12 protein-coding genes are annotated in these 13196 nt (G+C 68.1%); 7 read left to right on the top strand and 5 right to left on the bottom strand.

Features of this window, described 5'->3' with window-relative positions:
- The first annotated feature begins 2 nt into the window (after positions 1-2).
- Genes OU996_RS19360 through OU996_RS19350 form a run of 3 tightly spaced genes read left to right on the top strand, consistent with a single transcriptional unit; the run spans position 3 to position 2640 of the window.
- The gene (locus OU996_RS19360) at positions 3-923 is read left to right on the top strand and encodes a manganese/iron ABC transporter ATP-binding protein (protein ID WP_267585769.1); all 921 of its coding nucleotides are present in this window, start codon (positions 3-5) and stop codon (positions 921-923) included.
- Positions 920-1789 (top strand): metal ABC transporter permease, encoded by an 870-nt coding sequence (locus OU996_RS19355; RefSeq protein WP_324290711.1) that lies wholly within the window; start codon positions 920-922, stop codon positions 1787-1789. Before OU996_RS19360 ends, OU996_RS19355 begins: the two co-directional genes overlap by 4 nt.
- Positions 1790-1791: 2 nt before the next feature.
- Positions 1792-2640, top strand: coding sequence for a metal ABC transporter permease (locus OU996_RS19350; RefSeq protein WP_324290758.1), 849 nt, complete (start codon positions 1792-1794; stop codon positions 2638-2640).
- Between the two features lie 3 nt (positions 2641-2643).
- Here OU996_RS19350 and OU996_RS19345 read toward each other — a convergent pair whose 3' ends face one another.
- The 3 genes from OU996_RS19345 to mdoH form a co-directional block, all read right to left on the bottom strand.
- A complete protein-coding gene (locus OU996_RS19345; RefSeq protein WP_267583213.1) occupies positions 2644-3930 on the bottom strand; it encodes a DUF2254 domain-containing protein in 1287 nt (428 codons plus the stop codon).
- Between the two features lie 80 nt (positions 3931-4010).
- Positions 4011-6272, bottom strand: coding sequence for a TonB-dependent siderophore receptor (locus tag OU996_RS19340; RefSeq protein WP_267583212.1), 2262 nt, complete (start codon positions 6270-6272; stop codon positions 4011-4013).
- A 304-nt stretch (positions 6273-6576) separates the two neighbouring features.
- The gene (mdoH, locus tag OU996_RS19335; RefSeq protein ID WP_267583211.1) at positions 6577-8406 is read right to left on the bottom strand and encodes a glucans biosynthesis glucosyltransferase MdoH; all 1830 of its coding nucleotides are present in this window, start codon (positions 8404-8406) and stop codon (positions 6577-6579) included.
- Between the two features lie 156 nt (positions 8407-8562).
- Here mdoH and OU996_RS19330 point away from each other — a divergent pair, with 156 nt between their 5' ends.
- The 4 genes from OU996_RS19330 to OU996_RS19315 are packed head-to-tail and all read left to right on the top strand — an operon-like array spanning position 8563 to position 11845.
- Positions 8563-9543: a zinc-dependent alcohol dehydrogenase gene (locus tag OU996_RS19330; RefSeq protein WP_267583210.1), complete on the top strand. Its 981-nt coding sequence runs from the start codon at positions 8563-8565 to the stop codon at positions 9541-9543.
- 9 nt (positions 9544-9552) lie between these two features.
- On the top strand, positions 9553-9954 hold the full coding sequence (locus OU996_RS19325) for a 6-pyruvoyl trahydropterin synthase family protein (RefSeq protein WP_267583209.1): 402 nt from the start codon (positions 9553-9555) through the stop codon (positions 9952-9954).
- Between the two features lie 11 nt (positions 9955-9965).
- On the top strand, positions 9966-11012 hold the full coding sequence (locus tag OU996_RS19320) for a glycosyltransferase family 4 protein (protein ID WP_267583208.1): 1047 nt from the start codon (positions 9966-9968) through the stop codon (positions 11010-11012).
- Complete coding sequence (locus tag OU996_RS19315; RefSeq protein WP_267583207.1) at positions 11009-11845, top strand: class I SAM-dependent methyltransferase; 837 nt, start codon at positions 11009-11011, stop codon at positions 11843-11845. The genes OU996_RS19320 and OU996_RS19315 overlap by 4 nt, the downstream gene beginning before the upstream one ends.
- 4 nt (positions 11846-11849) lie before the next feature.
- Here the strand turns inward: OU996_RS19315 and OU996_RS19310 are convergent, their stop codons facing one another.
- Both OU996_RS19310 and OU996_RS19305 read right to left on the bottom strand, forming a co-directional pair.
- Positions 11850-12413, bottom strand: coding sequence for a cytochrome b (locus OU996_RS19310; RefSeq protein WP_267583206.1), 564 nt, complete (start codon positions 12411-12413; stop codon positions 11850-11852).
- Positions 12400-13128 (bottom strand): RibD family protein, encoded by a 729-nt coding sequence (locus OU996_RS19305; protein WP_267583205.1) that lies wholly within the window; start codon positions 13126-13128, stop codon positions 12400-12402. The genes OU996_RS19310 and OU996_RS19305 overlap by 14 nt, the downstream gene beginning before the upstream one ends.
- Positions 13129-13196 lie beyond the last annotated feature (68 nt).

Below are 13196 nucleotides of genomic sequence, written 5' to 3'. Positions count from 1 at the left end.
AGATGGAAGCGGGGGCTGTCAGCCCCCTCGCCAGGGCCGAGGATGCCGGGCTTCGCGTGCGGGACGTCACCGTCACCTATCGCAATGGCCACACGGCGCTGCGGGCGGCGAGCTTCGCCATTCCCGCCGGCACCATCACCGCGCTGGTCGGGGTGAACGGTTCGGGCAAGTCGACGCTGTTCAAGGCCATCATGGGCTTCGTGCCCGTCGCCGCCGGCGAGATCACCATCCTCGGCGGCAGCGTGAGCGAGGCGCTGAAATCCAACCTCGTCGCCTATGTGCCGCAGGCCGAGGAAGTCGACTGGAACTTCCCCGTCCTCGTCGAGGACGTGGTGATGATGGGGCGCTACGGCCATATGGGCTTCCTGCGCATTCCCCGCGCCGCCGACCGGGCGGCGGTGGATACCGCGCTCGCCCGCGTCGGCATGGAAGCGTTGCGCAAGCGGCAGATCGGCGAGCTCTCCGGCGGGCAGAAGAAGCGCGTGTTTCTCGCCCGCGCGCTGGCGCAGGATGCCCGCGTGATCCTGCTCGACGAGCCCTTCACCGGCGTCGACGTGACCACCGAGGAGACCATCATCGCGCTGCTGCGGGCGCTGCGCGACGAGGGGCGGGTGATGCTGGTCTCGACCCACAATCTCGGCAGTGTGCCGGAATTCTGCGACCGCACGGTGCTCATCAAGGGCACGGTGCTCACCCACGGGCCGACGGCCACGGTGTTCACCCAGGCCAATCTGGAGAAGACCTTCGGCGGCGTGCTGCGCCATTTCGTGCTGGGCGGGGCCGGGCTGCACGATGATGACGACCGCCGCCGCCTCGCCGTGCTGACCGACGATGAACGCCCGCTGGTGTTCTATGGCGAGGATGGCGCGATGGAGCACAAGAACCGTGACGGCGCGGGGCCCAGGCCGGGGAAGACGCCATGATGGCGCTGCTCGCCGAGCCGTTCTCCTATGAATATATGCGCAATGCCATGTGGGTCTCGGCGCTGGTCGGGGCGGTGTGCGCGTTCCTGTCCTGCTACCTCATGCTCAAAGGCTGGTCGCTGATCGGCGACGCGCTCTCGCACGCCATCGTGCCGGGCGTCGCCGGTGCCTATATGCTCGGCCTGCCCTTCGCCCTCGGCGCCTTCTTCTCCGGCGGCCTTGCGGCGGCGGCGATGCTGTTCCTCAGCCAGCGCACCAAGCTGCGCGAGGATGCGGTGATCGGGCTGATCTTCTCGTCCTTCTTCGCGCTCGGCCTGTTCATGGTCTCGCTGTCGCCGACCTCGGTGAACATCCAGACCATCGTGCTCGGCAACATCCTGGCGATCACGCCGGAGGATACGCTCCAGCTCGTCATCATCGGCGGCGTATCGCTGGTGCTGCTGCTGGCGACCTGGAAGGATCTCGTCGCGGTGTTCTTCGACGAGGCGCATGCGCGCTCCATCGGGCTGAAGGCGACGGCGCTCAAGGTGATGTTCTTCACCTTGCTGTCGGCCTCGACGGTGGCGGCGTTGCAGACGGTGGGCGCCTTCCTCGTCATCTGCCTCGTGGTGACGCCCGGCGCGACCGCCTATCTGCTGACCGACCGCTTCCCGCGCCTGCTCGTGCTGGCGGTGGCCATCGGCGCGGTGACGAGCTTTGTTGGCGCCTATATCAGCTATTTTCTCGACGGGGCGACGGGCGGCATCATCGTGGTGCTGCAAACCGCGCTGTTCCTCGCCGCCTTCGTCTTCGCGCCCAAGCATGGCCTGCTCGCCGCCCGCCGGCGGGCGGCGCAGGCGCTGCGCGAGGGGGAGGTGGCGTCGTGAGCATTGACCTTCTGGCGACGCTTGCCGCGCCCTTCCAGTTCGATTTCATGGTCAAGGCACTGGTGATCTCCGCGCTGGTGGCGGTGCCGATGGCGCTGCTCTCCTGCTTTCTGGTGCTGAAGGGCTGGTCGCTCATGGGCGACGCCATCTCGCACGCGGTGTTTCCCGGCGTGGTGCTGGCCTATATCGCCGGCATCCCGCTCGCCATCGGCGCCTTCATCGCCGGCATGTTCTGCGCGGTGGCGACCGGCTATCTCAAGGACAATAGCCGCATCAAGCAGGACACGGTGATGGGCATCGTCTTCGCCGGCATGTTCGGCGCCGGGCTGGTGCTCTATGTGAAGATCCAGTCCGAGGTGCATCTCGACCACATATTGTTCGGCGACATGCTGGGCATTTCGCTGGCGGACATTATCGAGACCGGCGTGATCGCCGCGCTGGTGGCGCTGGTGATCGGGGTGAAGTGGAAGGACTTCCTGCTGCACGCCTTCGATCCGGCGCAGGCGCGCGCCATCGGGCTGCCGGTCGGCTGGTTGCATTACGGGCTGCTCTGCCTCGTCTCGCTGACCATTGTCGGCGCGCTCAAGGCGGTGGGACTGATCCTCGCCATCGCCCTGCTCATCGCGCCGGGCGCCATCGCCTTCCTGCTGACGCGCCGCTTCGGGGCGATGCTGCTGACCGCGCTGGCGGTGGCTGTGGGAGGAGCGCTCACCGGGGTCTATCTGTCCTTCTTCCTCGACAGCGCCCCCGCGCCGACCATCGTGCTGGTGATGAGCGTCATCTTCCTCGCCGCCTTCCTGCGTGCGGCGCAGCGCGAAGCGCGGACGTCGCTGACCGATACGGCCGGCTGAGGCTCAGCGGCTGCCAGCGGCGAGATCGGCGAGCCGCTGGCGGTCCGCCTCCAGCGACAGCGCCGTCTGCGCGCGGGCGAGCGCCAGCTCCGCCTGATGCCGGGCCGCCGCGCGGAAGCTCGCATCGCCCATGCGCTCCAGCGCCATGAGCGCCTTGCGCAGGCGAAGCTGGACCTCGATCAGCCCGGCGCCGTCGCGGGCGATCAGCATGAAGCCATCCTCGAACAGGTCATCGGCGGCGAGGACCGGCACGTGCACGCGCGGCCAGCGCGGCTCTTGCGGTGCTTGGCCATCCGCCCACCGGCAGAGCAGGCGCGTGGTTCGGCCGATGACATCAATGGCCGTGCCGGGATCGTTCACGCCCGGCGAGAGAGCGCGTGAGGCGATCTCGCTCATGACCGCGAGGCCGAAGCGTGGATCCTGGTCAAAGCTGCGTTCGCTACCGATGGAGAAGGCTTCGCGCACCTGCGTGGGAACCGCTTCGTCCTCGTCCTCCTGCTTTTCCTCCGGCTCGCATGCTGCCAGCCGAGGCGGGGCGATCCAGGCGAGGGGAGAGTCCAGATAGACGAAGCTGCCGGGCAGGGCGGCGACATGAATGTCCGCGTCATATGCCTCGGCAAGGCTTGCCAGCGCGCCGACATCGACGAACTGGACATAGCCGATGGCGCGCGCCGGCACGGGCGCCGCCTTATGCGGTATCGCATGCTCCGCCCCGTGCTGCGGCGTGCCGCCAAGGCCGGGCGCGGCGAGCCGGGCGTCGAGGGCCTCCCGGGTCGCCCGCTCGACGCGGTCGGTGGTCTCGCCGACACGGCCGAAATGGGTGAGATGATCGATCCAGCGCAGCAGCGAGACCACGATCAGGGCGATGACGCCGATGGTGACGATGAACAGGACGACGCGCCCGCGTTCGCCATAGGCGCCGGCTTTCAGCACGACGATGCCGACAATGCTGAACAGGAAGGAGCCGATGAAGGTGGAAAGCACGTTTTGCGCGGTGCGGTCTTCCATCAGCAGGCGGGTGGCGCGCGGCGTGACATTGCTGGTGGCCGAACCATAGGCGGTGGTCATCACGCTCAGCGAGAAGGTGGTGACGGCCAGCATGGAGGAGGCGATGATGTCGAGGATGCTGTCCACGGCGTCAGCGCCAATGGATCCCGGCAGCTCCCAGGGGATGTAGCGTTCGGCGATGGCGGCGAGCCCCGCGGTCAGGATGCCGACCATGCCGATCAGGGTCGCGCGGAACCAGAGGCGCCGCGTGATCTGCTGAACGATCCATTTCCAGCGCGCCATGACCCCCTCCCGTTCCGGTGCTCCGCAGGGCAACCCGGTGGTAGGGAGGTGGTTCCATGAAGGCGAGGCCCACGCCGCCCTCACCAGTGATAGGCGAGGGTGGCGAGCACGGTGCGGCCGGTCCCGATGAAGCACTGGTAGGCCGAGGCGCAGGCTGAGACGTAGTACTTGTCCGCAAGGTTGGTGGCGGTGACCGACAGGCGCCAGCCATCGTCCCCGCCCGGCTTGCCGCCGAAGTCGTAATGCACGGCGGCGTCGAACAGCACGCGATCCGGCACGATCATCGCCGCCGTGTTGGTCTGGTCGCCATAGGTCTCGCCGACATAGCGCGCGCCGCCGCCCACGGTCAGGCCCTTCAGCGTGCCGGTGCTCCAGGTGTAGTCGGCCCAGGCCGAGGCGGCGTTGCGCGGCACGCCCACGGGAGCCTTGCCCTCGACGCCGGCGACATTGCTCTGGGTCACCACGGCGTCGGTATAGGCGTAGGAGATCATCACATTGAGGCCGGGCAGGATTTCCGCCTTGCCGGTGATCTCAAGGCCCTTCGATTCCACCTCGCCGGTCTGGGTCTGGCAGGTCGAGCTGCTGCACAGCGTTACCGCCGTGTTGGTGCTGGTGTGCGCCGTGTCGGTGGTCAGCACGTTCTGCTGCACGAGGTCGAAGTAGGAGACGGTGAACAGGCCGTTGAAAGTGGTCGGCTGGTACTTCACGCCGGCCTCGAACTGCTGCGCCGTGGTCGGGTCGAACGGCACGCCGCCATAGCCGGTGCCCATGACCGGATCGAACGAGGTGGCGTAGCTGACATAGGGCGCGATGCCGTTGTCGAACTGGTAGAGCAGGCCGCCGCGATAGGTGAAGGCGCTGTTGTCGCTGTCGTAGCTCACCGTCTTGCCGGTCGCGAGCGTCTCGGTCGCGGTGGTGCCGGTCAGGTAATCCTCGCGGATGCCGAGCAGGGCGTGCCAGTTGCCATAGGTGAGCTGGTCCTGCGCGTAGACGCCGACCTGCGTGCGGTCCGCGGTCTGCTGGGTGGTGAGCGCGGGCGAGCTGATGCTCGGCCAGACCGGGTTCAGATAGTTCACATAGACGGTCGAGCCGGTGCCGTAGGTGGATTCCGCATCGTAATATTGCAGGTCGGTGCCGATCAGCAGCGTGTGGGTGACATCACCGGTGGCGAACTCGGCCTGCGCCTGATTGTCGAGCGTCACGCCCTCAAGGGTCTCGATGTAGCGCGAGGGCGAGAAGCCCATGCACAGATAGGAGACGCCGCCGCAGCCGGACGCGGCGCGCCACACGCTGGACGAGGCGACCGCCGAGAGCGCCTTGAAATCGGTCTCGACGTTGAGATAGCGGAAGTTCTGGCGCAGCGTCCACACAGTGTCGACGTCATGCTCGATGCGGTAGCCGAGGCTCCACTGCGTGCGGTCGAAGCCGGAATAGGAATCGGCATTGGGCGAGAAGTCGCGTGGAATCTGGCCGTTCGGGTTCGCCTGCAGCGTGCCGAGCGCGGGCAGCCAGGTGGAGTAGTAGCTCTCCGGGTCGCGCTCATAGGTCGCCTGCACCTGCACGCGGGTGTTCTCGTTCAGCTCGAACGAGGCCATCGGCGCGATGAGGAGGCGCTCGCCTTCCGAGCCCTCGGAGTCAGTCTCCGTGCGGCGACCGAGCATGATGAGGCGGTAGAGCGCCGATCCGTCGGCGTTGAGCTTGCCGTTGAGGTCGGCGCCGAGTTCCAGCTCGCCATAGGAGCCGATGCCGGCGATGATCTCGTTCTGCGCCTTGGGGTCCGGCCACTTGCTGACGAGGTCGATGCTGCCGCCGGGATTGGTCTGGCCGTAGATCGAGGACATCGGCCCGCGCACCACATTGATGGAGCTGAGCAGATAGGGGTCGACGCTCGGCACGGCGTAGTTCAGGCCCTTGAACAGGCGCAGCCCGTCCCAGAACTGTACGTAATTGGCATTGCCGCCAAAGCCGCCGAAGCCCCGCATGATGATGCTGTCATAGCGGTTGCCGGGGCGCGCATCGGCGATCACGCCCGCCTCGTAGCGCAGCGCCTCCTGCACGGTCTGCGAGCCCTGCGCCTCGATCTGGTCGCTGGTGACGACCGAGATCGACACCGGCGTGGTGGCGATCGGCGCGTCGGTCTTGGTGCCGGCGGTGGTGGTGCGGGCGACATAGCCGTCCGTCTCATCCTCGCCGCTATCCGCCTCGACCTCGATCGTATCGAGCGCCACGGTGCCGTTACTGCTAGCCGGTTTTGCGGTTTGAGCGAGGGCGGGAGCGCTGCCGGCCAGCAGCGCGAGTGCCAGCGCCACGGTGGAGATCGGTGCGAGACGGTCGCGATTCATGATTTTTGCCCCTGCGTCTTGCCGCTACGTCAGTTAACGGGCGGCGATATCTGGCTGGGGGCGTGGTTATCATCGGCAAAACATCAGAACAATATTGTAGAAGGTAAGTTAATGCTGGAATCTATTCGATTAGAGTTTTTCAAAATTCAATAAAACGATCAAGAAACAAAGAGAAATATTCAGTAGGAGCAGCGCGTGTCGAGGCATGGCGCGAAACGCGCGGCGGCGGCGACAGGGTGTTGCCGCCGCCGCTTCCATGAGCTGCGCGAGAGTGAATCGGGAGAGCGTCAGGCCGGCGCCGCGCTCAGCCTGCCTTGCCGGCGCCGGTCAGTGCCGCGAGGCTGGCGGGCATGGCGATGTCCTCGGGGATGGCGCAGACGCCCCGGCGCATCAGCCAGCGGCCGAGCGTCGGATCGGCGGTGAGGACGGCGAAGGGGACCGCGCCGACAAGGCCGATCAGCGCCGGCAGCGCCCAGATCAGCGCACCGGGCGCGTAGACATAGAGCACCGTTCCCATGGCGAGGCCGAAGACGAGCTGCGGCCACAGCCCGGCGAAGGCCGTCTGCCAGGACAGCCGCACAGCGTCGCGCGCCTGCGCATCCCAGGTGATGGTGCGCCCGAAGACCAGCCCGACCATGAACAGCGCGATGCGGAAGGCGACGACGGGGCCGAGCAGCACACCGAACAGGAATTCGGTGAACGCGCCGCCGATGAGCCGTCCCGCCCCGCCATAGCGCCGGCGTTCCTCGGCTCGCAGCAGCACGTCAATCAGGCCGGCTGCCTTGGGCGCGAGGCTCATGGCGAAGGTGAGAGCGAACAGCGTGAGACCGAGCGTTGCCGGGAAGGGCTCGTTATAGAGCTCGGTGTCGAACACTTTCAGCGTCGCCAGCACCATGAAGGCGATCCACGCCACGGCGCCGAGATACATCAGGATCGCCCAGGCGATCTGGAAGCGGCTCATCGGCTTGAGGCCGGGCATGGCCAGCAGGCGCCAGTACTGCATGTTGCCCTGGCACCAGCGCAGGTCGCGCCGGGTAAATTCGGTGAGGTGCGGCGGGTTCTCCTCATAGCTCTCCATCTCCTCGGGGAGCACGCGGACCTCGTAACCCGCGCGGCGCATCAGCACGGCCTCGATCTGGTCATGCGACAGGATGCAGCCGCTGAGCGGGCCATTGCCTGACAGGACGGGCAGGTGGCAATGCGCCTTGAACGGAGCGATGCGGATGACCGCGTTATGCCCCCAATAGGGCCCACAATCGCCCGCCCACCATGAGGCGCCCATGGTGTAGGAGCGCATGCCGTGGCGCATGCCGAACTGGAAGATGCGGGCGAAGGCGGCGTGCGAGGGCATGCCGACGACGAGGCTCTGCAGGATGCCGAGGCGCGGATGGGCCTGCATCACCCGCACCAGCCGCAGCACCGCCTCGGGGCCGAGGAAGCTGTCGGCGTCGAGGGTCAGCATCAGTTCGTGCTCATGGCCCCAGCGCTCCAGAAAGTCGCGGATATTGCCGGCCTTGAAGCCGCTATTCTCGTGCCGGCGGCGATAGGTGAGGCGAGCGTCCTCGCCGGCCTCGCGGCGCCACGCGGCGAACAGCTCCTCCTCGGCGGCGGCGATCTCCGGCCGCGTCGTGTCGGACAGCACGAACCAGGCGAAATGCGCGCCCTGGCCGGTGGCCCCGATCTCCGCGCGCATCTGCTTCAGCCGGGCGAGCGCGCGCTCGGGATCCTCGTTGCGCAGCGTCATCAATACGGCGACGCGGCTGGTGATCGGCCCATCCTCCGCCCCGGCGGCGTAAGGATAGACCGCGCGGCGCGCATCCGTCGGGCCGTGCAGCAGCCACAGGCCGATCACTGCGTTCCAGAAGCCGAGAATGGTCCACGGCGTCGAGACGCAGAAGGCCAGCAGCAGCAAGATGTCCAGTGTGGTGAAGCCGCCAGTGCCGAGCAGATGGGCGAACAGGGTGACGAGCCCGGCGAAGGTCGCGATGTTCAGTCCCGCCACCAGCAGGCGCCGGCGGAGCAGAAGGCGGGTGGACTGGATGCCGGCGGGCGTGAGGCCCACGGCGGCAGGGGCGGCCCTTTCGGCATCGGCGTAGCGCGGCAGGTCGGCGGCCAACTCGTCGTTCAGGCTCATGCGGTCACCCGGCTGAGGGAACCGGAACGCCCCTCTCGGCGTCCCGTCTGCGTGCGGCTTTATACGTCGTGTCGTTCGGGCGGTTCACGCGCTTGTTGCCCACCGCCGCGCCGTCCCGGCTGCTAGACAGGTATCGGAACAGGAGTTCGCCGCGCGATGACGCCACCTTATCCGCTTTCCCGCCAGCTCTGGTGTACCGCGCCGGGGCGCTATGAACTGATCCCCGCCGAGCTTGAGGGCGGCGCGGACAGCATCACCGTGCGCGCCATCGCCTCCGCCGTCAGCCGGGGCACGGAAAGCCTCGTGCTGAAGGGCGAGGTGCCTCAAAGCGAGCACCAGAGGATGCGCGCGCCCTTCCAGCGCGGGGATTTCCCCTTCCCGGTGCAGTATGGCTACCAGAGCGTCGGCCGGGTCGAGGACGGCCCGGCGGAGCTTCAGGGGCGGCTCGTTTTCGCGCTGCATCCGCATCAGGATGTCTTTCGCCTGCCGGCCTCCGCCGTGGTGGAAGTGCCCGCGCGCATCCCGCCCCGGCGGGCGACGCTGGCGGCCAATATGGAGACGGCGCTCAACGCGGTGTGGGACTCCGGCGCCGGGCCGGGTGACCGGATCGTGATCGTCGGCGGCGGGGTGATCGGCCTTCTGCTCACCGCTCTTTGTGCCGGGCTCCCCGGCGCTGAGGTCACGCTCACCGATCTGCGCCCCGAGCGGGCGACGTTGGCGGAGGCCTTCGGGGCGCGTTTCGCGCAGGCCGATGAGGTGGACGATCAGGCCGATGTGGTTTTCCACACCAGCGCCAGCGCTGGCGGGCTGCGCACCGCGCTGGCGGCCGGCGGTTTCGAGGCCCGCATTGTCGAGGTGAGCTGGTATGGCAGCCGCTCCACCCCCGTCGCGCTCGGCGAAAGCTTTCACAGCCGGCGGCTGCAACTGATCGGCTCGCAGGTCGGCGCCGTATCCCCGTCACGGCGTCCGCGCTGGCCGCACGCCCGACGGCTCGGCAAGGCGCTCTCTCTCCTGGACGATGCGCGCTTTGATCGGCTGATCACGCATGTCGTCCCGTTTTCCGAGGCCCCGGCGCAGTTGCTGGGCCTCATGTCTGGCGGGGAGGACGCTCTGGCGATCCTTCTCGATTATCCCTGAGAGGCTGGAATGTTCAGTGTCGAAGTCCGCGATCGCATCATGATCGCCCATTCGCTGCCCGACCCGTTCTTTGGTCCCGCGCAGAACATGCACGGGGCGACCTTCGTGGTCGACGTGGCGTTCTTCCGGCCCGAGCTGACGACGCAGAACGTGGTGGTCGATATCGGTGCGGCGCTCGATGTGCTCAAAGCGGTGCTGCAGCCGCTCGCCTATCGCAACCTCGATGATCTCCCGCAATTTGCCGGCATCCTCACCACCACCGAGTTTCTCGCCAAGTACATCTTCGACGCGGTTGCCAAGGCTGCGCGCGAGGGCGCGCTGGGGGAGGACGGGACGGGTCTCGCCAGGATCCAGGTCACCCTGCACGAGACCGACCTTGCCCGTGCCAGCTTTGAAGGCGCGGTCGGCTGAGGGGCGCGCTGTTGACCGGCTTCGCCTTCGCCATTCCCGGGGACATCACCCTGCCAACCGGGGGCTACGCCTATGACCGGCGCATCCTCGCGGAAATCCGCCGGGCGGGCGGCGATGCGAGCCATCTCGCGCTGCCCGGAGGCTTTCCCTTTCCCACCGATGACGCGCTGAGGGAAAGCGCTGCCCGCCTCTGCGCCCGCCCGGTGGGTGAGCCGGTACTGATCGACGGGCTGGCGCTTGGCGCGATGCCCGCCGCGTTATTGCGCGGGCTTGGCCGCCCGCTGGCGGCGCTGGTTCATCACCCGCTGGCACTGGAGGCGGGGCTGGATGGGCCGACGCAGGCGCGGTTCGTCGCCAGCGAGCGGGCAGCACTGGCCGAAGTCGACGCCGTCATCGTCACCAGCCCGGCGACGGCGGAATTACTGGCGCGCGATTATGACGTGCTGCGCGAGCGCATCACCGTCGCCGTACCCGGCACCGATCCCGCGCCCCGTTCCACGGGAACCGGTACGCCGCTGCGGCTCTTGGCGGTGGGTGCCGTCATCCCGCGCAAGGCCTATGGCGTGCTGGTGGACGCGCTCGCCACCCTGGCTGATGTCGACTGGAGCTGCGCCATTGTCGGCGCGCTGGACCGCGACCCGGCAGAGGCGCGGGCGGTGCAGGGCGCCATCGAGGCCCATGGGCTGGCCGGGCGCGTGCGCCTTGCCGGCGCGCTGGACGAGGCCGCGCTGGCGGCGGAATTCCACGCGGCCGATCTCTTCGTCTGTTCCTCGCTGTTCGAGGGCTATGGCATGGGCCTCACCGAGGCCATCGCGCGCGGCCTGCCGGTGGTGGCGACCGAGGGCGGGGCTATTCCCCAGACCCTGCCGCCCGGCACGGCGATCCTTGCCCCGCCTGCTGATGCCGCGCGCCTTGCGGCGGCGCTGCGGCGGGCCATGGCGACGCCCGCGCTGCGGCGTGAACTGGCGGACACGGCCTGGGCGGCGGCACAGCGTCTGCCACGCTGGCCGGACAGTGCCGCCCTCATCCTCAAAATCATGCAGGAGATAGCGCGATGAGCGGGTTCGACCCGGAATGGCTCGCTTTGCGCGAGCCGATCGACCATGCCTCCCGCGATGTGGGCGTGGCGGCGCAGCTCAAGGCGCATTTCGCGGCACGGGAGACGGTCACGGTCGTCGATCTCGGCTGCGGCACCGGCTCCAATCTGCGCGCCATGGCGCCGCTGCTGCCGGCGCGCCAGCACTGGCACCTCGTCGATGGTGATCCGGCGCTGCTTATCGAGGCCCGGCGCGTACTGGCGGACTGGGCGGATGAGGCGCGGGAGGCCGGCGAGCGCCTTCGGATCGTCAAGGACGGGCGCGAGATCATCATCACCGTCGAGGATGTCGACCTGACGCGCCGCGACCTGCATTTCGCGGCGATGGGCGCCGATATCGTCACCGCCGCGGCGCTGTTCGATCTGGTGTCCGGTCCCTGGCTGGAGCAACTGGTCGCGGCCTGCACTGAGGACCGCGTGCCGCTCTATGCCGTGCTGAACTATGACGGTATCGCCGAATGGTCGCCGCGCGGTCCGCTCGACGCGCGGGTGGTCTCCGCCTTCAACCGCCACCAGCGCGGGGACAAGGGCTTCGGCCCGGCGCTCGGGCCTGACTCGGGCGATGCGCTGCTGCAGATGCTCGCGGCGCGGGATTACCGCTGCTGGTCCGGCGATAGCCCGTGGCGGCTGACGCGGCGCGAGGCGGGACTGATCGCCGCGACCACGCAGGGTTTCGCCGCGGCCGCGCGCGAGATCGCGCCGGACCTTGCGGGCGCGCTCGATGCGTGGGTACGGGAGCGGCAGGGCGCCGAAGATATGGTCGTCGGTCATACCGACGTCTTCGCCGTCCCGTGAGCGGTCAGGTGAGCGGCCACATGCGCCGCATCACCCCGTCCTTCTTGACGAAGCGGTGCATCAGCGCGGCGGCGATGTGGAGAAGCGCCAGCAGCCCAAGCAGCTTGGCGAGCAGGCCATGGGCGTCGAACAGGCGCTTGGCGAGCGGCTCGTCGGGGCCGAGCATGGCCGGCAGATCGAACAGGCCGAACACGTTCAGCGCCGGATAGGCCGACACCCCCGCCCAACCGAGCAGCGGCACGATGATCAGCAGCAGATAGAGTAGTGCGTGCACCACGCCGGAGACCACGCGTTCCAGCGGTGTCAGCGTCGCGACCGGTGCCGGCGGGCGGCGGGTGAGGCGTACCAGAAGCCGCAGAGCGATCAGCCAGATGACGATGAAGCCGAGGAGCTTGTGCAGGCTGTAGAGGTCGCCGGTGACCGCGTCGAAATTCGTCGCCTCGCCGCGCGCCGTCATGTAGAGGCCGAGCGGCACGAGGATGATGACGAAGGCGGCGACCAGCCAGTGCAGCAGCCGGGCGGGGAAGCCGTAGCGGCCCGCCCTCTCCGCGCCCTCAGTCGGTGGCATGCGTGTCTCCCCGCGCCGGTGACCTTAGGTCACAATCATAGAGCACATTGCCGTCGGCAAGCACATAGGCATTGGCACGCGGGCGCAGCGCGTCGGTCAGCTCGTCAATCGGGCGAAGCTGAAGCCCGGGCCGTCCCGAGCCGAGAATGATCGGCGCGAGACAGATGTGCAGCCGGTCGACCCGCCGCGCATCGATGAAGCGCGAGATGGTGGAGGCGCCGCCCTCGATCAGAATTGTGTGATGACCGCGCGCGGCCAGCGCGGCGACGATGAAAGCGGGGCTGAAGGCGTCTGGCGAGCCGTCCCCGCCGATCCGCTCCACTTCGGCCGGCCAACCTTCCGCATTGTCGGAGAACACGATCCGGCGGCAGCCATCGCAGCCGAGCCATTTCGCGCTGCGCGAGGAGCGCCCCTCGCGGTCGATGATGACCCGCGTCGGGCTGCGGCCCTTGACCCGGCGGGTACTCAGCTGGGGATCATCCGCCACCACCGTACCGACGCCGACGACGACGGCATCGACCGAGGCGCGCAGCCGGTGGAGATGGTCGAGCCCTGAGAAACCGTTGATATCGCGGGACTTTCCGGTGGGCGTGGCGATGCGCCCATCCAGCGATTGGCCGAGCTGCGCAATGACGAAGGGCTCCGGGCCGCGATGGCGCAGCATCGGCTCATAGAGGGCGTAGGGCGGATCGGACAGCGTTCGGAATTGATCCATGCGTGGTCTTTCGCTGCGGGAAGATCGCTCTAATTCATCTCTCGACAGGAGCGGAGTTGGTCCATTCC

It is taken from the genome of Ancylobacter sp. SL191 (genome assembly GCF_026625645.1).
GTDB lineage: Bacteria > Pseudomonadota > Alphaproteobacteria > Rhizobiales > Xanthobacteraceae > Ancylobacter.
Note: the sequence above shows the minus strand (reverse complement) of the source record. Positions and strands in the feature narration are given on the sequence as shown.

Excerpts from the sequence above, each read along its gene's own strand:
- OU996_RS19360 (WP_267585769.1), top strand. The coding sequence starts at position 3 with ATGGAAGCGGGGGCTGTCAGCCCCCTCGCCAGGGCCGAGGATGCCGGG.
- OU996_RS19355 (WP_324290711.1), top strand. The coding sequence starts at position 920 with ATGATGGCGCTGCTCGCCGAGCCGTTCTCCTATGAATATATGCGCAAT.
- OU996_RS19345 (WP_267583213.1), bottom strand. The coding sequence starts at position 3,930 with ATGGCGCGCTGGAAATGGATCGTTCAGCAGATCACGCGGCGCCTCTGG.
- OU996_RS19340 (WP_267583212.1), bottom strand. The coding sequence starts at position 6,272 with ATGAATCGCGACCGTCTCGCACCGATCTCCACCGTGGCGCTGGCACTC.
- mdoH (WP_267583211.1), bottom strand. The coding sequence starts at position 8,406 with ATGAGCCTGAACGACGAGTTGGCCGCCGACCTGCCGCGCTACGCCGAT.
- OU996_RS19330 (WP_267583210.1), top strand. The coding sequence starts at position 8,563 with ATGACGCCACCTTATCCGCTTTCCCGCCAGCTCTGGTGTACCGCGCCG.
- OU996_RS19325 (WP_267583209.1), top strand. The coding sequence starts at position 9,553 with ATGTTCAGTGTCGAAGTCCGCGATCGCATCATGATCGCCCATTCGCTG.
- OU996_RS19315 (WP_267583207.1), top strand. The coding sequence starts at position 11,009 with ATGAGCGGGTTCGACCCGGAATGGCTCGCTTTGCGCGAGCCGATCGAC.
- OU996_RS19310 (WP_267583206.1), bottom strand. The coding sequence starts at position 12,413 with ATGCCACCGACTGAGGGCGCGGAGAGGGCGGGCCGCTACGGCTTCCCC.
- OU996_RS19305 (WP_267583205.1), bottom strand. The coding sequence starts at position 13,128 with ATGGATCAATTCCGAACGCTGTCCGATCCGCCCTACGCCCTCTATGAG.